Here is a 17280-nt window from a genome sequence, read left to right on the forward strand (position 1 = left end):
GTTAAACCATTTGGATTAACGCCTTTTCACTTGAAAGGCAGCTAAGAGAAAAAGCTTAAAAACAGAAAAATTGATGGATTACGGAAAAGAATTTGAAAAATACGCCACTAAACATCACGGTATAAATAGTAACTATTACCAAAAGATAGTGAGCAGCGTGACTCCTACGGGGATGACTCCTAATATTATTGAAGAGCGACAAATGAATGCAGTCGCGATGGATGTTTTTTCCAGGTTAATGATGGATAGGATTATCTTTATGGGTACTGCAATAAACGACCAGGTTGCAAATATTATTCAGGCGCAAATGTTGTTTTTGGAAAGTACAGATGCTTCAAAAGATATCCAGATTTATATAAATTCTCCAGGAGGAAGCGTTTATGCAGGTTTGGGAATTTATGATACTATGCAGTTTATAAAACCAGATGTGGCCACAATTTGTACAGGAATGGCAGCCTCAATGGGCGCAGTATTGCTTTGTGCAGGTGAAAAAGGAAAAAGAAGCGGTTTACCGCATTCAAGAGTGATGATTCACCAGCCTTTAGGAGGTGCGCAAGGTCAGGCCAGTGATATAGAAATTACAGCGAGAGAGATATTAACCCTTAAAAAGGAACTTTACGATATTATCGCAAAACATTCTGGCCAGTCTTATGAAAAAATTGAAGAAGATAGTGATCGTGACTACTGGATGAAGGCTGAAAAAGCTAAAGAGTACGGAATGATTGATGAGATTTTAACGAGAGAAGGATAAGAATTAATTTTCAGTTTATTATTTTATAGATTGAAAATTGAAATTTGATGAAATGGCGAAAGAAGAATTAGAATGTTCGTTTTGCGGTAGAAAGAAACCCGAAACCAATTTACTTATTGCAGGCTTAGATGCGCATATATGTGATAAATGTATAGAGCAGGCGCACGGCATTGTAATGGAAGAGCTTAAGCAGGGAGAAGCCAAAGAATTGTCTTCAGATCTTATGCTTAGCAAACCCAAAGTAATTAAAGAGTTTTTAGACCAATATGTAATTGGGCAGGAAGCTACCAAGAAAGTAATGTCTGTAGCCGTTTATAACCACTATAAAAGGTTGTTACAACCGGCAAGCGACGATGATGTAGAAATTCAAAAATCTAACATCATTATGGTTGGTGAAACCGGTACGGGTAAAACCCTTATTGCCAAAACCATCGCGAAAATGCTTAATGTACCTTTGGCTATAGTAGATGCTACGGTACTTACCGAAGCTGGTTACGTAGGTGAAGATGTAGAAGGTATTTTAACAAGATTGCTTCAGGCAGCCGATTATAACGTTGAAAAAGCACAGCGCGGAATTGTATTTATTGATGAAATAGATAAAATTGCACGTAAAAGCGATAACCCTTCAATTACCCGCGATGTTTCAGGGGAAGGTGTTCAGCAGGCTTTATTGAAATTACTGGAAGGAACTACAGTTAACGTGCCGCCAAAAGGAGGTCGTAAACATCCCGATCAGAAATTTGTTGAGGTAGATACCGAAAATATTCTTTTTATTGCAGGAGGTGCCTTTGACGGTATTGAACGTAACATCAGTAAGCGTTTAAATATGCAGGCGGTTGGGTTTAGCGCATCAAAAAGTGAAGACGCGATTGAAAGAACCAATCTTCTGAAATATATTATTCCGAAGGATTTAAAAGATTTCGGACTTATTCCTGAAATAATTGGAAGGTTACCGGCGCTTACTTATATGAATCCGTTGGATAAAAGTACGCTTCGTTCTATCCTAACAGAACCGAAAAACGCCATTGTAAAACAGTATCAAAAACTGTTTGAAATGGACGATATCGAGTTTGAAATGACAGATGATGCACTGGATTATATAGTAGAGAAAGCCGTAGAATATAAATTAGGAGCAAGAGGATTAAGATCTTTATGCGAAGCAATCCTTACTGATGCAATGTTTGAAATGCCAGAAAGTGGCCATAGCAAACTTAAAGTGTCACGGGAATATGCCGAGGATAAATTGAATAAATCAACAATAAATAAACTTAAAGCGGTTTCTTAAAAACCATTTTAGGATAAATTAAAAGCAGCCGGAAATTCTATATCTCCGGCCGCTTTTTTTTGATTTATTCGTGAAAAATTAATCTACTATTTCGTAATGTATAGGCTTAAAACTGCCATTGTTGCTATCTTCAGCCGAACAGGCGGTTAAGGCTACAATCAGGTCCATTTTGGCTTCAAATAGTACATAATCGCCGGCTTTGCTTAATGGCGGATCTACGCTTAATTTCCCTTTTTCATCGAACTGAACGTTCATAAAAATATTAAACGCAGTTGGAATATCGTCTGGTTCAATTTCAAATTTTTCCAGGTTGGTGTAGAGATTTTCAAAACAGCTGGGATGATATCCTTCATAATCATACATCACCTCAAAAGTTTCTGGGCTGCAGGGAGCGAGTAAAAAATCGTTCCTACCATTAGTGTCTTCAAGAATTTCCATCATTTTATTGCTGCGGTTGCTCCAAAGAAAATTCCCGGTACTTATTAAAATAGATTCTTCAAAATCCAGGGTTTTGCCCGATGATATTTTTTCCCTTCTATCTTTTGCATTAAATAGAACCATATCGCTAACCTGTTCACCTTCGGGGTCTATCACCTTCAGTTTTTGGCCTTTTTTCAATTTAAAGGCAGCTCCAGATTGTTTTTTAATTACTTGCATTTATGCTCTTTTTTAATGTTTTCGCTTAACGCGGAAGATAAATTATTTTCTTGCTTTTCCAAATGTGAAGTAACCGATGCTATATCGTCTTTATCATACCCCTGGTGCAATTTTGCAATGGCCTGAATTTTTTCAACTTTACACCAAAATCCTGTGATGTGTGGTAAATGGTCTTCCAACATTTCTTTAGGAATATCTTTATAATACAAAGGGCTTTCCTGCTGCTTTTCAAAAGTAGCTACTAGTTCCTGTAAAGATTCTTCAAGTTCTTCCCGCGATTGTATTTTTAGCTTAACATTTACGTGTACTGCCGAATAATCCCAGGTACTAATATCTTTTTCTTTATACCAGGAGGAAGAAACGTAGCCATGGGCTCCCTGAAAAATAAGCAGTGCTTCGGTATCATCTTTCAGGTAATTAAACTGCTCATTATGATTTGCTATATGCGCGAATAAAATGAAATCTTGCGCAGTGCCGTGAGTAAGCACCGGGATATGCGTAGCTAAAAGTCGGTCTCCATTAATTATAAAAGTTGCAAAAGGATGATGCTGTATAAATTTAAAGATAAATTCAGGATCATCCTTTTTGTATTTTTTGGGTTGGTACATAGTTATTTTTTTCCTTGATGAAAGGGACATTTCCATTCATCTCCAACTTTACGGCCACTATACTGTCTGGCTTCGCTTTTATCTCCAAAATCTTCTAACATTGGGTTTATATTACCCTGTAATTCGGTATCGCGTTCCCTAATTTTATCTCTTACAGTATAATACGCCCCCATTTCCCTTAATTTCTCAAATTGCCAGTGCAGGTTAAATGCCATTGCGGGGTATGGGCTTTGTCTCGCCTTTCGGCTGCTGTTGGGATGCAGGCCAACCATATAAAAAGCTTTTCCGCCAATACTAAAGCTAAAATTATCATCTTCGGGGTTTTTGCTTACGGTGGGATCCCAGGCTTTATTGTCAATATCGTGTAGAAATTCTAATTGTTTCCAAAGGGCCGTTTCAAATTGAGTTTCAGAAAAAGATTCCTGGTTTTTAAAAACTGCCATGAAGGTATGGAACTCATTCGATTCAAAATCGTAGTTTTCAATATACTTTTCTAAATCTTTATAAATCAGTTTTGCTGTTTTTCGGCTGGGAAACTCATCATAGGTGTGCAGGTCTATGTGCTCCTGGCTAAATACAGTTTGGGCCATTATACAAGGATGGTCTTGCGTTAGCACAAAGTCTTTAAAGGCAAGCTCTATAGTTTTATCTGTAGCAGCTTTTAATTGCTTTGTTTTAGATTTTTCTTTGGTGGAAATCATAATGTTGAATGGTTATTTTTGTAAAACTATCAGGTTTTCTGAAAGGTTTTATGAGGTTTAAGAATAAATTAGTTCAAAATTTAAAAAGATTAACAGCTCTTCTATCATTCCTTCCTGCGGTAACGAAGCATGAGATACAGCATAAATCCATTTAACCCAAGAGAAACCCCATTAGTGGCAATTATGGGAAGATCTTTTTGAGTAATTCCATAAATAACCCATAGAAAAACTCCCAGGATTAAAATACTGAACATTCCCGGGGAAACATCTTCTACTTTCTTGGTTTTCCAGGCTTTCTTAATCTGCGGAATAACTGCTACTGTAGTACAAATTCCTGCCACAAGCCCTAAAATATCGGTCCAGTCTAAAGTCATAATCTAATTGTTTATAACATCTTTTGTGAGCCAATCTTCTAATTCCTGGGTTTCATCTGAGGTGTGCAAAACCGAAATATCGCCGGTAGTTTCAAAAACAACTGCCCGCACCTGTGAAAGATCTAAAACGTTGGCTTCCCTTAATTTAGACCGAAGATCACCTTCGGTAACCCTGGCTTTTTTTAAGTTACTATACAGTATTGTTTTACCGTCCATAAGAAGTAATGGCGAATTATCAATCGCTTCCTGAAACCAGGAGAAACGTCTTAAAACCGCCGCTGAAATTTGTAAAATATATACAGCCGCCAATCCTACAATGCCCTGTATTAAACTTACCGAGGCAGATAAAATAGTAGTGGCTAAAATAGAACCTACAGCCACCGTCATCGCAAAATCGAAACTGGACATCTTAGAGAAACTGCGTTTTCCGGCAATTCGCGTAAAAATTATAATCGCCATGTAAATTCCTACGGCAGTTAAAAAAATTGCCAAAATAGATGTCCAGGAAGCTTCAAACCATTTTTCCATAATAAGGTTTTAATAATTTAAAAGATTTTAAGTCTATCCTCCAATAATTTCACCACCATTCACGTGGATAATTTGGCCGGTAATATAGCTGCTATCTTCGCTCGCAAGAAAGACATAGGCAGGACCAACTTCGCTGGGTTGTCCTGCTCTTCCCATGGGAGTATCCTGCCCAAACTCGGTTACATCATCAAAAGTGGCAGGGATAAGCGGTGTCCAGATAGGGCCGGGAGCAACACCATTTACTCGTATTTTTTTATTGGCTAACATTTTAGATAAAGAACGGGTAAAGCTTACAATGGCACCTTTAGTGCTGCTATTATCCAATAGATGTTCACTACCACGATAAGCTGTAACAGAAGTAGTATTTATCACCACATCATCTTCCTTAAGCTGGTGGAGCGCCTCTTTTACAATATAGAAGTAAGGATAGATATTGGTTTCAAAAGTTTTGTGAATTTGCTCTGTACTTATATCATCTATATTTTCTTTAGGAAATTGTATAGCCGCATTATTTACCAGGATATTTAACTTTCCTAATTGGTTAGAAGTTTTTTGCAAAGCTTTTTTACAAAATTCTTCCTTCTTTAGATCTCCTTCTATAATAAGACATTGTTTTCCTTCCTGCTCTACTAACTTTTTTGTTTCCAGGGCATCTTCGTTTTCCTCTAAATAGATAATTGCCACGTTTGCGCCTTCGCGTGCAAAATGAACGGCGATACTGCGGCCAATGCCACTATCTCCGCCGGTTATTAAAGCGTTCTTACCTTCTAATTTACCCGAGCCCTTGTAGTTTTTTCTAATAATTTCCGGTTCCGGCTTCATTTTATATTCTTTCCCCGGTTGCTCCTGCTGCTGGTTAGGAAATTTATCTGGGTTATCCATATTAATTGGTTTTTTGGTTGTATTTGGTTTGTAAATATTTCATAATTAATAGGTTGCTTAATTTGAAATAGCACGAAGTATAAAATTAAGAAGCATTTTATACAATAAAATGTTAAGGATTTATAAGTCTTTCTAAAGAAGTCTTTAAAAACCTAATAAGGTTAAAAAAACATTCATTAACGTTAATTGAATACCTTTGCCAAATGAATTTATTAAAGATTGGACACCGTGGCGCCAAAGGCCATATAGCCGAAAATACGCTAGAGAGTATTCAAAAAGCCCTGGATTTTGGAGTTAATGCCATAGAAATTGATGTACATAAATGTAAAACTGGCGAGTTAGTGGTAATTCACGACTTTACTTTAGACCGAACTACCAATGGGAGTGGAGAAATCGCAAAAAAATCTTTGGCCGAATTGAAAGCCCTTAAAGTTGAAAATAAATTTAGAATTCCATTGCTTACTGAAGTTTTAGATCTTATTGAAGGAAGATGCACTATAAATATTGAATTAAAAGGTTTAAATACTGCCACAGCTACTTCAGAAATTATCAAAAAATATATTGCTGAAAGAAACTGGAAATATGAAGATTTTATCGTCTCAAGTTTTCAGAAAAATGAATTATTCCAAATGCGAAAACTCGATGAAAACGTTCCGCTGGGAATACTGAGTAAAGCAAGTGTGGCAGAGGCTATAGCCTTGGGTAATTTATTAAAAGCTTCGAAAATTCATCCTTCTCTGGGAATCATTACCCGAGATAATGTGAAAGCTTCTCATGAGGCCGGATTTAAAGTAAATGTTTGGACGGTTAACGAACCTGAACATATTGCGCGAATGCAGGAATTTGGTGTTGACGGGATTATTTCAGATTTTCCCGATAGATTAATTTAAGGGAATATAAAAAGCTCAAAACCCGAATTTTTAAACTTTTAAACCTGAAAATGCAGCATTTTGATATTATTATAATTGGCGGCGGGGCAGCCGGATTTTTCAGCGCAATAAATGCAGCAGAGATTAACCCCAACTTAAAAATTGCCATTTTAGAACGAGGCAAAGATGTGCTTACCAAGGTGAAAGTTTCAGGTGGGGGCAGATGTAATGTTACCCACGCCGAATTTCTTCCAAAGGAATTGAGCACCAATTATCCTCGTGGCGAAAAAGAATTGTTAGGGCCGTTTCACAGTTTTATGACGGGCGATACCATGCAGTGGTTTGAAGAAAGAGGCATAGCATTAAAGATTGAAGACGACGGAAGAATTTTTCCTGTTTCAGACGATTCCCAGAGTATTATAGACTGCTTTTTACGGGAAGCCGATAGATTAAAAATTCAGGTTTTAAAAAGTCATGCGGTTCAAACATTTCAGCAAAAAAATGATTTTTGGGAGATAAAGACCAGTAAAGGAGATTTTTCAGCAGAAAAAATGATGCTCGCTACCGGTAGTAATCCCAAAATGTGGAATTTGTTGAAAAAACTCGGTCATAAAATTATTGAGCCTGTACCTTCTCTTTTTACTTTTAATATTAAAGACGAGCGAATTAAAGACTTACCGGGAATTGCGACTGAAGCAGTAGTAAAAATAAATTCTAAAAAAGTAAATTTAGAAAGTAAAGGGCCGCTTTTAATTACCCACTGGGGAATGAGCGGGCCGGGGATTTTAAAGCTTTCGGCCTGGGGAGCAAGGGATTTAGAAAAGCTAAATTATCAGTTTGAAATTAAGTTAAACTGGCTTCCGGGTTATTCTTCAGAAGAAATTTTAGATCAACTAAAAGAATTAAAAAACAAACTCGCCAAACAGCAGGTTTTAAAAAATGCGCAATTCGATTTACCCAAAAGATTATGGAGAAATTTAATAGTTGCAGCAGGAATTACAGATGGTACCACCTGGGCCGATTTAAATAAAAATCAGTTGCAAAATTTAAGCGCACAACTTACCGAGGCCTCTTTTAAAGTAAATGGAAAAAGCACGTTTAAAGAAGAATTTGTTACGGCCGGTGGCGTAGATCTTAAAGAAGTTAATTTTAAAACTTTTGAAAGCAAACTTTATAAAAATCTATTTCTTGCAGGAGAAATTTTAAATATAGACGCCATAACCGGCGGATTTAACTTTCAGAATGCCTGGACGGGTGGCTTTCTTGCCGCGCAAGCAATGAGTAAAGATTAGTTGAGTCGCCAAATTTCAAAATTAAGTGCTATCGCAAAAAGCACCCAAATAGCATAGGGAAGAAGCAAATAAGCAGCAGTATTATTTACAACTTTAAACCATTTTATGGTGAAAAGAAGTAGAATAAATAAGGCAATAATATTTAAAAGTGCTAAAAGTGGCTGTTGGAGGCCAAAAAATAGAAGGAACCAGGCGCCGCTTAACACCAACTGAAATCCAAAATGATATAAAGCCGTTTTCACCCATTTATGATAAAAACCTTTACTCCAAACTATCCCAGCGGCAATCCCCATTAAAACATACATTAAAAATAAAATGGGCCCAAATATAGAATCTGGCAAATTAAACCAGGGCTTGTTCAACTCTGGGTACCAACCTTCAAATCCCGTTTGGGTAGCAATCACGCCCATAAAACCGAACAGCAAACAAATGCCAATGGCCACCGAACTTCGAAAAAAGAGTTTTTTGGTCATTTCTGGTTGATTTTCAAAGTAAAATTAAAACTACTCAAGTTTTTATTTTCTAAAATAGATTGTGTAAAAATCACTATTTCAGTCGCTAACCTTGTGAGTTTTCAACTACTAAAATATAAATTTATTTGAACCGGGAAAGAAAATTCCAAAAACATAAAACATATCTTTGCTTCTTAATTTGGAATATTTGGTTTATTAAGCTCCAATATTCATAGTTTTAAAATACTGATTATGCCTGAAAAGGATTTTATTTCAAAGCAAATTTCGAATAATATAGAGAAAGGAGAAGTTACCTGGCAATCTCCCAGCAATATCGCATTGGTAAAATATTGGGGAAAAAAGGAAAACCAGATTCCGGCAAATCCATCGGTGAGTTTCACCTTGAATAATTGCAAAACCACTACCAAACTGGAATTTCAGAAAAAATCAGAGAAATCTGAATCTTTTGATTTTGAACTTTATTTTGAAGGAAAAAAGAAGGAAGATTTTAAACCAAAAATTCAGCAATTTTTTGAAAGAATTGAAACTTACTGCCCGTTTTTAAAAGAATATAGCTTTAAGATTTATACCGAAAATTCTTTTCCGCATAGCAGTGGGATTGCATCTTCGGCCAGTGGGATGAGTGCTCTCGCGCTTTGCGTAATGAGTTTGGAAAAGGAATTAGAAGCTATACAAACTAATAACGAAGAATATTTTTATAAAAAAGCCTCATTCTTAGCACGATTAGGTTCAGGAAGCGCCTGCCGCAGTTTGGAAGGTGAATTAATTGAGTGGGGAGAACATAAAGATATCCCGGGAAGCAGTGATCTCTTCGGAATAAAATATCCGTTTGAAGTTAATGAAGTTTTTAAAAGTTTCCAGGATACTATTTTGTTGGTAGACAAAGGTCAAAAACAGGTGAGCAGCAGTGTTGGTCATAATTTAATGCACGGCCATCCATTTGCTGAAAATCGTTTTGCCCAGGCACACTCAAATTTAGATAAATTGAAAGAGGTTTTTGCTTCTGGAAATTTAGAAAAGTTTATTTCTATTGTAGAAAGTGAGGCGCTTACACTTCACGCGATGATGATGAGTAGCAATCCTTATTTTATTTTAATGAAGCCTAATACATTAGAGATTATCAATAAAATTTGGGAGTTTAGGGAAGCTACCGAAACGCCTATTTGTTTCACATTGGACGCAGGTGCTAATGTACATGTGCTTTATCCCGAGGCAAATAAAGCAAAAGTTTTAGAATTCATTAAGAATGAGCTTGTTGCCTATTGTGAAAAAGGGCAGTATATTTGCGATGTTGTAGGAAAGGGAGCAGAAAAAGTTGTTTCTATACAATAAGCTAAAAAACAGGGTTTAATAATTATTCGTATTTTTAGCTAAAAGCATTCGCTATGCAAGTAGATTTTAAAAAATTCGAACTGCTGGATTGGTTGAAAGACCTGGAAGATGAAAATGTTCTTAATGAGATTAAGGCTATTAAGGACAGGAATGAGGAATTCGATTTCCATAAGGAATTGGGAAATGGTTTAACTGGCGAAGAATTTAAAGCAGAAATGCGTAAAAGGATTAATGAATATCCGTGGAAAAAGTAATTTTTACCAGATCCACCTTAGAGTATTTTGATAATTTGGTGTATACTCTTTTTAGGCAAGACTATTTTTCTTTTAAAGAAAATGCACAAAATTATGTTGATGAAATTGTTGATTTTATTACAACGAAAATAGATAGTTTTCCGCATAAAATTACTCCGGAGAACTTACGCTTCTTAGGTACTTATTATATTTTTTACAAACCTAATAAGCGTACAACCTGGTATGTGTTTTTTGAAAAAAAGCAGCAACACTATCTGGTTACCACAATAATGAATAATTATTGTAAAGAAATTGCAAGTTTAAGTGAAGGCTAAAATCAAAGCTTCCATTGAATTAAAACATTAGAATATGAAAGGACCTTTATTTTATTCAAAAATTCTTCTCTTTGGAGAGTATGGAATTATAAAAGATTCCAAAGGTTTATCCATTCCTTATAATTTTTATAATGGAGCTTTAAAAGTAGATGAAGATCCTTCTGAAGCAGCTATTGCTTCCAATAAAAGTTTACGCCGTTTTGCCGATTATCTTAACGAACTTCAGAAAAACAATCCAGAGCTTGTGCAATTTGATATAGCTGCTTTAAATGCAGATATTGAAAAGGGCATGTATTTTGATTCTACCATTCCGCAAGGGTATGGTGTGGGAAGTAGTGGTGCTTTAGTTGCTGCTATTTACGATAAATATGCAACGGGGAAAATTACTGTTTTAGAAAATCTTACCCGGGAGAAATTATTAAAGCTGAAAAAAGTTTTCGGAGAAATGGAATCTTTTTTCCACGGAAAATCTTCAGGTTTAGATCCGCTTAATAGTTATTTAAGTATACCAATTCTTATAAATTCTAAAGATAATATTGAGCCCGCCGGCATTCCATCTCAAACGGAAAATGGCCAGGGTGCGGTATTTTTATTAGACAGCGGGAGTACTGGAGAAACCGGCCCTATGGTTGGAATTTTTATGGAAAATATGAAACAGGAAGGTTTCCGTCAAATGCTTAAAGAGCAATTTGTAAAACATACCGATGCCTGCGTAGACGATTTTCTTAAAGGGGACGTGAAATCCTTATTCAGTAACGTAAAAAGGCTTTCTCACGTTGTGCTGGACAATTTTAAGCCAATGATTCCTGCCCAATTTCATAAACTATGGAAACACGGAATTGATACCAACGATTATTACCTGAAACTTTGTGGTTCTGGCGGTGGTGGCTATATTTTAGGTTTTACTGAAGATATTGAAAAAGCCAGAAAAGCTCTTAAAGATTACAAATTAGAAGTGGTTTATAACTTCTAAATTTCACCCTTCATGGCGTCCTCTTCTAATAAGCGCTTATTGCTGAAAATGCTTAGTTTGTTTTCGGTGGTTCGTGGTTATAATATTTTGGTGCTTATTGTAGCACAATATCTTACTTCGGCATTTATTTTAGCGCCAGAGCTGCCTTTACGTGAAATTCTTTTTGACGATAATTTATTTTTTCTCATACTTTCTTCAGCAACGGTAATCGCTTCGGGATATATTATCAATAATTTCTACGATAGCGAAAAAGACCTTATTAACAGGCCTAAAAAAACAATGTTAGACCGGTTTGTAAGTCAGCGTACAAAACTTTCAGTCTATTTCATACTTAATTTGCTCGCTATTTTCTTTGCGAGTTATGTTTCGTTTAGAGCAGTAGTTTTCTTTTCCATTTATATTTTTGCTATTTGGTTGTATTCCCATCGTTTAAAGCGAATATTATTCCTGGGGAATCTCGTGGCTTCCATTTTAACAATTACACCATTTTTTGTGGTGTTTGTGTATTATAAGAATTTTGAAACTGTAATTTTTATCCACGCGACTTTCCTTTATTTAATGATTGTGATGCGGGAATTAGTGAAAGATTTGGAAAATATGAAAGGCGATTTAATTCAAAATTACCAGACCATCCCGGTAGTTTATGGTGAACGACTTAGTAAGCTATTTCTTTCAGTCTTATGTGTTTTGGCTATTGTTCCTATTTTGCTTTTAATCACGCGGTATGACACGGGGTATATGAATTACTATTTCTATGTATCGCTGCTGTTACTTGTATTTTTCCTATTGTTTCTTTATTTCAGCAAGGCAAAATGGCAATATCTATTGCTTCATAATATTCTAAAATTAATAATTGTAGTAGGTGTGTTCAGCATTCTACTTATAGATATTCAAGAAGTGCTCAACAGAGTATTCTAATCATTTTATTCAAAAATTTATATGAAAAAAGATCATAGCTATTTTCTGAAAAGAGCTATTCAATTAGCCGAAGAAGGAATGGATAAAGGCCAGGGCGGTCCTTTTGGAGCTGTAGTTGTAAAAGATGGCGAAATTATAGCTGAAGCTAACAATAAAGTTACAGCCAGTAACGATCCCACAGCGCATGCAGAAGTTGTTGCCATAAGAAGAGCCTGTGAAAAATTGCAGGATTTTCAATTAGAAAATTGTATTTTATATACTTCCTGCGAGCCCTGCCCCATGTGTTTGGGAGCGATTTACTGGGCGCGCCCTAAAAAAGTTTATTACGCGCTAACCAGAGAAGATGCAGCTAAAATAGGTTTTGACGACCAGTTTATTTACGATGAGATTGCGCTGAAAATGGACGATCGTAAAATTCCTTTTAAAAATTTAATGCGGGAAGAAGGACTTCCGGTTTTTCAAAAGTGGGAAGCTAAAGGAGATCGGGTAGATTATTAAATAACTGGTTTTTAATCAAAATATGGTGTAAAATCTTTAGGCGAAATAGAATGCCACTATAAATCAATAGAGTACCTTTGCAAAAAATTAGCGATATGAGTAGAAACGATAAATCTAAAGGTGGAAAAGTTAGCGGAAGACAGGGTGGTGGAAACTCTAAAAAGTCTATGGCCCGCGGCAATGCGCCTATAAAAAAGCAGCAGTCCGCTCCTAAAACCCCTTCCAAAACCGATGGAATTCGTTTAAATAAATATATTGCAAACGCCGGAATTTGTTCCCGCCGTGATGCCGATATCTTTATTTCTGCCGGAAATGTAACCGTTAATGGAAAAGTGGTGACCGAAATGGGCTTTAAAGTAGCCCCAACCGATGAGGTGAAATTTGATGGAAGAAGCGTAAATCCAGATAAGCCTGAATATTTTGTTCTTAATAAGCCAAAAGGGGTTTATGTTACCGGAAGTACCGAAAAAGGAGGAAAAACCGTAATGGATATTATGGCTAAAGCTACCAAAGCGAAGCTTGATCCTGTAGGGAAATTAGATACCCAGGCCATGGGACTATTGGTTTTTACTAACGATGGTACTCTAGCTAAAAGACTTGGTAAGCCAAGAAATGGAATTAGACAAATTTACCAGGTAAATCTAACCAAACCACTTTCTGTAGAACACTTAGAGAAAATTAGGAACGGTGTGATCCTGGAAGACGGGAAAGTAAACATTCAGGATATTAGTTATATTGCTGAGAGACCAAAGAACGAAGTTGGGATAGAAACCAACAGTACAAAAAACCATATTATTCAGCGACTTTTTAAAAGTCAGGGTTATGAAGTAGAAAAACTGGATCGTGTAGTTTTTGGCGGACTTACAAAAAAAGACCTACCAAGAGGCCGATTTAGAAGGCTTACAGATCAGGAAGTTATAAATTTGGGAATGCTTTAAAAAAAGTGATTCCGTATTAAGTTTTTTAATATTTTTGAACCGGATTAGGATTTTCCTTTTCCGGTTTTTTATTTAAAAACTTTAATGCATACAATTAATTGACAGGATTTTATAACCTAAACAAATGTGAGCGCTCTCCGCTCTTTAATTTTATTTTTTCTGAAACCCTTTCAGGCTTCAAATCAATTAATTCAACTCACTTTCTTAACATTAATTTACCAGTCATTTTTTTTGATGCGAAAAATTAATGCCTAAATTTTTACCTTTAATATATAAACCAATCAATTGAATACGAAATACAGCGATTTAATAGACCAGACTTATTATTTTCCACAGGAAGAATTCACTCTGGAAGGCACCGAATTAAAATTCCATAACATAGACTTAATGGAGCTTGTAAAGCAATATGGCGCTCCATTAAAATTCACTTATTTACCCAAAATTTCAGAAAATATTGGCCGGGCCAAAAAGTGGTTTGCAGATGCTATGGCAAAACATGATTATAAAGGAAGCTATAATTATTGTTATTGTACCAAGAGTTCACACTTTCAGCACGTTTTGAACGAAGCTTTAAAAAATGATATCCATATTGAAACCTCTTCGGCTTTTGATATTAATATTGTAGAGCAGCTTAAAAAATCTGGTAAAATTACCAACGATACTTACGTGTTATGTAATGGGTTTAAACGCGATCAATACGTAGAAAACATTTCCAGACTGTTAAATGATGGTCATAAGAACTGTATTCCAATTATAGATAATTACGAAGAAATAGACCTTTTGTCTGAAAAGATTAACGGTAAATTTCCTATAGGAATCAGGATTGCTTCTGAAGAGGAGCCAAAATTTGAGTTCTATACTTCCAGGTTAGGAATAGGCTATAAAAACATTGTACCTTTTTATAATAAGCAAATAAAGGAAAACGACCAGGTTTCTCTAAAAATGCTTCATTTCTTTATTAATACGGGTATTCGTGATACAGCCTATTATTGGAACGAGTTACAGAAATGTTTACGCGTTTATGTAAATCTGAAAAAAGTTTGTCCAGAGCTGGACAGCCTAAATATTGGTGGAGGGTTCCCGGTAAAAAATTCACTTCACTTTGAGTACGATTACGTCTATATGGTAGATGAGATCATTAATCAAATCAAATTATATTGCGAAGAAGCTGAAGTTGATGTGCCTAATATTTTCACCGAATTTGGAAGTTTTACCGTAGGAGAAAGCGGCGGTGCTATTTACGAAATTTTGTATCAAAAACAACAAAACGATCGTGAGAAATGGAATATGATTAATTCTTCATTTATTACCACGCTACCAGATACCTGGGCGATAAGCAAAAAGTTTGTGATGTTGCCGGTAAACCGTTGGAATGATGAATATGAACGAGTTTTACTTGGAGGGTTAACTTGTGACAGTGACGATTATTATAACTCAGAGCAGAATGTAAACGCCATTTATCTTCCGAAGTATAAAAAGGATAAACCACTTTATATAGGCTTTTTTAATACCGGGGCTTACCAGGAAACTATTGGTGGTCACGGTGGTTTGCACCACTGTTTAATACCGCAGCCAAAACATCTTCTTATCGATAAAGACGAAGATGGAAATATAAAGACCAGTTTATTTAGCCCTGAACAAAATGCCGAGGATATGCTTAAAATTCTGGGTTATAATGGAAGCAATTAATTTTTTATAAATTTATATAACCAACAACAACCAATTTAGCATTACAATGAGTAAAAAGAATTACGCCGGAATACCAGATAAATACTCGCGAATAGACGACGCGAAAGTGGTATTAATACCGGTGCCGTACGATGGAACCAGTAGCTGGCAAAAAGGAGCAGATAAGGGCCCTGACGCATTTTTAGAAGCTTCAGAGAATATGGAACTTTATGATATTGAAACAAAATCTGAAGTCTATAAAAAAGGAATTTATCTAGCACCTGCAGTAACCGAAGATTCTTCACCCGAGAAAATGGTAGATACCGTATATAAAACGGTAAAAAACTACATAAAGCAGGAGAAGTTTGTTACTATTTTTGGAGGAGAACATTCAGTTTCTATCGGGACTATTAGAGCTTTTAATGAAAGTTTTGAGGATCTTACCGTGGTGCAATTAGATGCCCATGCCGATCTTAGACCAGAATATGAAGGTTCTACTTGTAATCACGCCTGCGCATTGCATGAGGCTAGTAAAAAGACAAATTTATTGCAAGTTGGAATTCGTTCTATGGATGTTTCTGAAGTAGAACATATGGATGAGAACCAGGTGTATTTTGCCCACGATCTTTATGAAGACTGGCAGGATGATGCTATTGGACAAATGACGCCAAATGTATTTATCACTATAGATTTAGATGCTTTTGATCCTTCTATTTTACCCTCAACCGGAACGCCGGAGCCAGGAGGCCTTTTCTGGTACGAGACGCTGGAATTCCTAAAAATGATGTTTAAAAAGAAAAATGTTGTAGGTTTTGATATTGTAGAACTTTGCCCAAATGAGAATGAAAAATCATCAGATTTTCTAGCGGCAAAGCTTTACTATAAAATGCTGAGCTACAAATTTAAATACCAAAATTATAACGAAGAAGACGAAGATGAGTAAAGGAGCGATTTCCCAATTTATAGAAAAATATTATTTACATTTTAATTCCGCAGCACTTGTAGATGCTGCAAAAGATTACGAAAAGCAACTTGAAGGCGGCTCAAAAATGTTGGTTTCGCTAGCAGGAGCAATGAGTACCGCTGAATTAGGTAAAATCTTTGCCGAGATGATTCGCAAAGATAAGGTGCATATTGTTTCCTGTACCGGTGCAAACCTTGAAGAAGATGTAATGAATTTGGTGGCTCATTCTCATTATAAAAGAGTACCACATTATCGTGATTTAACCGCTCAGGATGAATGGGATTTACTTGAAAAAGGCCTTAATAGGGTGACCGATACCTGTATTCCGGAAGAAGAAGCTTTTAGAAGAATTCAGAAGCATATTGTAAAGATTTGGAAAGATGCTGAAGCTAGTGGCGAACGTTATTTTCCGCATGAATTCCTTTATAAATTATTACTTTCCGGGGTTTTGGAAGAGCATTACGAAATAGATCTTAAAGATTCATGGATGTATGCCGCAGCCGAAAAGAATTTACCAATGGTTGTTCCCGGTTGGGAAGATAGTACGCTTGGTAATATTTTTGCTTCCTATGTGCTAAAAGGTGAATTAAAAGCCAGCACCATGAAGTCGGGAATTGAGTATATGACTTTTCTTGCCGATTGGTACACCAACAATTCTAAAGAGGGAATTGGTTTCTTCCAAATTGGTGGTGGTATTGCGGGCGATTTCCCAATTTGCGTGGTGCCAATGTTGTACCAGGATATGGAAAGAACCGATACTCCTTTTTGGAGCTATTTCTGCCAGATTTCAGATTCAACTACCAGTTACGGTTCTTATTCGGGAGCGGTTCCTAACGAGAAAATTACCTGGGGAAAACTAGATATAAACACTCCAAAACATATTATAGAAAGTGATGCAACCATTGTTGCGCCCTTAATCTTTGCTTATTTGTTAGATATGTAATTAACAAATTATTATTAGACTTTAAAGCTGTTCAGAAATGCATTTAATGTATTATTGA

21 protein-coding genes are annotated in these 17280 nt (G+C 36.0%); 14 read left to right on the forward strand and 7 right to left on the reverse strand.

From position 1 onward, the window contains the following. Positions 1-73: 73 nt before the first annotated feature. The gene (gene clpP, locus J0871_RS05990) at positions 74-751 is read left to right on the forward strand and encodes an ATP-dependent Clp endopeptidase proteolytic subunit ClpP (protein ID WP_075325692.1); all 678 of its coding nucleotides are present in this window, start codon (positions 74-76) and stop codon (positions 749-751) included. A 52-nt stretch (positions 752-803) separates the two neighbouring features. After that, entirely contained in the window at positions 804-2036 is a 1233-nt protein-coding gene (clpX, locus tag J0871_RS05995; RefSeq protein WP_208224220.1) for an ATP-dependent Clp protease ATP-binding subunit ClpX, read from the forward strand. Positions 2037-2114: 78 nt separating this feature from the next. On the opposite strand, the gene J0871_RS06000 is transcribed toward clpX, so the two are convergent. From J0871_RS06000 to J0871_RS06025, 6 genes are all read right to left on the reverse strand, one after another. After that, a complete protein-coding gene (locus J0871_RS06000) occupies positions 2115-2693 on the reverse strand; it encodes an urea carboxylase-associated family protein (RefSeq protein WP_208224222.1) in 579 nt (192 codons plus the stop codon). After that, positions 2684-3301, reverse strand: coding sequence for an FMN-binding negative transcriptional regulator (locus J0871_RS06005; RefSeq protein ID WP_208224224.1), 618 nt, complete (start codon positions 3299-3301; stop codon positions 2684-2686). The genes J0871_RS06000 and J0871_RS06005 overlap by 10 nt, the downstream gene beginning before the upstream one ends. 2 nt (positions 3302-3303) lie before the next feature. Next, on the reverse strand, positions 3304-4002 hold the full coding sequence (gene gntA / locus J0871_RS06010; protein ID WP_208224226.1) for a guanitoxin biosynthesis heme-dependent pre-guanitoxin N-hydroxylase GntA: 699 nt from the start codon (positions 4000-4002) through the stop codon (positions 3304-3306). A gap of 104 nt (positions 4003-4106) precedes the next feature. Beyond that, entirely contained in the window at positions 4107-4376 is a 270-nt protein-coding gene (locus J0871_RS06015) for a SemiSWEET transporter (protein WP_208224228.1), read from the reverse strand. Between the two features lie 3 nt (positions 4377-4379). Next, positions 4380-4904, reverse strand: a complete 525-nt coding sequence (locus J0871_RS06020; protein WP_208224230.1) for a YetF domain-containing protein — start codon at positions 4902-4904, stop codon at positions 4380-4382. Between the two features lie 33 nt (positions 4905-4937). Continuing rightward, positions 4938-5786, reverse strand: a complete 849-nt coding sequence (locus J0871_RS06025) for an SDR family oxidoreductase (RefSeq protein WP_208224232.1) — start codon at positions 5784-5786, stop codon at positions 4938-4940. A 203-nt stretch (positions 5787-5989) separates the two neighbouring features. Here J0871_RS06025 and J0871_RS06030 point away from each other — a divergent pair, with 203 nt between their 5' ends. After that, positions 5990-6676 (forward strand): glycerophosphodiester phosphodiesterase family protein, encoded by a 687-nt coding sequence (locus J0871_RS06030; RefSeq protein ID WP_208224234.1) that lies wholly within the window; start codon positions 5990-5992, stop codon positions 6674-6676. Between the two features lie 50 nt (positions 6677-6726). Next, positions 6727-7947 carry an NAD(P)/FAD-dependent oxidoreductase gene (locus J0871_RS06035; protein ID WP_208224236.1) on the forward strand — a complete coding sequence of 407 codons (1221 nt, stop codon included), beginning with the start codon at positions 6727-6729 and terminating at the stop codon, positions 7945-7947. On the opposite strand, the gene J0871_RS06040 is transcribed toward J0871_RS06035, so the two are convergent. Beyond that, on the reverse strand, positions 7944-8420 hold the full coding sequence (locus J0871_RS06040) for a TspO/MBR family protein (RefSeq protein ID WP_208224237.1): 477 nt from the start codon (positions 8418-8420) through the stop codon (positions 7944-7946). The genes J0871_RS06035 and J0871_RS06040 overlap by 4 nt on opposite strands. A 231-nt stretch (positions 8421-8651) precedes the next feature. Between J0871_RS06040 and mvaD the strand changes: the two genes are divergently transcribed. The 10 genes from mvaD (at position 8652) to J0871_RS06090 (ending at position 17222) form a co-directional block, all read left to right on the forward strand. Further along, positions 8652-9752, forward strand: coding sequence for a diphosphomevalonate decarboxylase (gene mvaD, locus J0871_RS06045; RefSeq protein ID WP_208224239.1), 1101 nt, complete (start codon positions 8652-8654; stop codon positions 9750-9752). Positions 9753-9805: 53 nt separating this feature from the next. Continuing rightward, positions 9806-10006 (forward strand): hypothetical protein, encoded by a 201-nt coding sequence (locus J0871_RS06050; RefSeq protein WP_208224241.1) that lies wholly within the window; start codon positions 9806-9808, stop codon positions 10004-10006. After that, positions 9994-10320 (forward strand): hypothetical protein, encoded by a 327-nt coding sequence (locus J0871_RS06055; RefSeq protein WP_208224243.1) that lies wholly within the window; start codon positions 9994-9996, stop codon positions 10318-10320. Before J0871_RS06050 ends, J0871_RS06055 begins: the two co-directional genes overlap by 13 nt. Positions 10321-10354: 34 nt before the next feature. Next, entirely contained in the window at positions 10355-11293 is a 939-nt protein-coding gene (locus tag J0871_RS06060) for a mevalonate kinase (RefSeq protein WP_208224245.1), read from the forward strand. 12 nt (positions 11294-11305) lie between these two features. Then, positions 11306-12211 carry a geranylgeranylglycerol-phosphate geranylgeranyltransferase gene (locus J0871_RS06065; RefSeq protein WP_208224247.1) on the forward strand — a complete coding sequence of 302 codons (906 nt, stop codon included), beginning with the start codon at positions 11306-11308 and terminating at the stop codon, positions 12209-12211. 21 nt (positions 12212-12232) lie between these two features. Beyond that, entirely contained in the window at positions 12233-12709 is a 477-nt protein-coding gene (locus J0871_RS06070) for a nucleoside deaminase (RefSeq protein WP_208224249.1), read from the forward strand. Between the two features lie 95 nt (positions 12710-12804). Beyond that, positions 12805-13647, forward strand: coding sequence for a pseudouridine synthase (locus tag J0871_RS06075; protein ID WP_075325708.1), 843 nt, complete (start codon positions 12805-12807; stop codon positions 13645-13647). A 285-nt stretch (positions 13648-13932) separates the two neighbouring features. Continuing rightward, positions 13933-15336 (forward strand): arginine decarboxylase, encoded by a 1404-nt coding sequence (locus J0871_RS06080; protein ID WP_208224250.1) that lies wholly within the window; start codon positions 13933-13935, stop codon positions 15334-15336. A gap of 46 nt (positions 15337-15382) precedes the next feature. Next, a complete protein-coding gene (speB, locus tag J0871_RS06085; RefSeq protein ID WP_075325710.1) occupies positions 15383-16258 on the forward strand; it encodes an agmatinase in 876 nt (291 codons plus the stop codon). Further along, positions 16251-17222, forward strand: coding sequence for a deoxyhypusine synthase family protein (locus tag J0871_RS06090; RefSeq protein WP_075325711.1), 972 nt, complete (start codon positions 16251-16253; stop codon positions 17220-17222). Before speB ends, J0871_RS06090 begins: the two co-directional genes overlap by 8 nt. Positions 17223-17280 lie beyond the last annotated feature (58 nt).

Source organism: Salegentibacter sp. BDJ18 (assembly GCF_017579965.1).
GTDB lineage: Bacteria > Bacteroidota > Bacteroidia > Flavobacteriales > Flavobacteriaceae > Salegentibacter.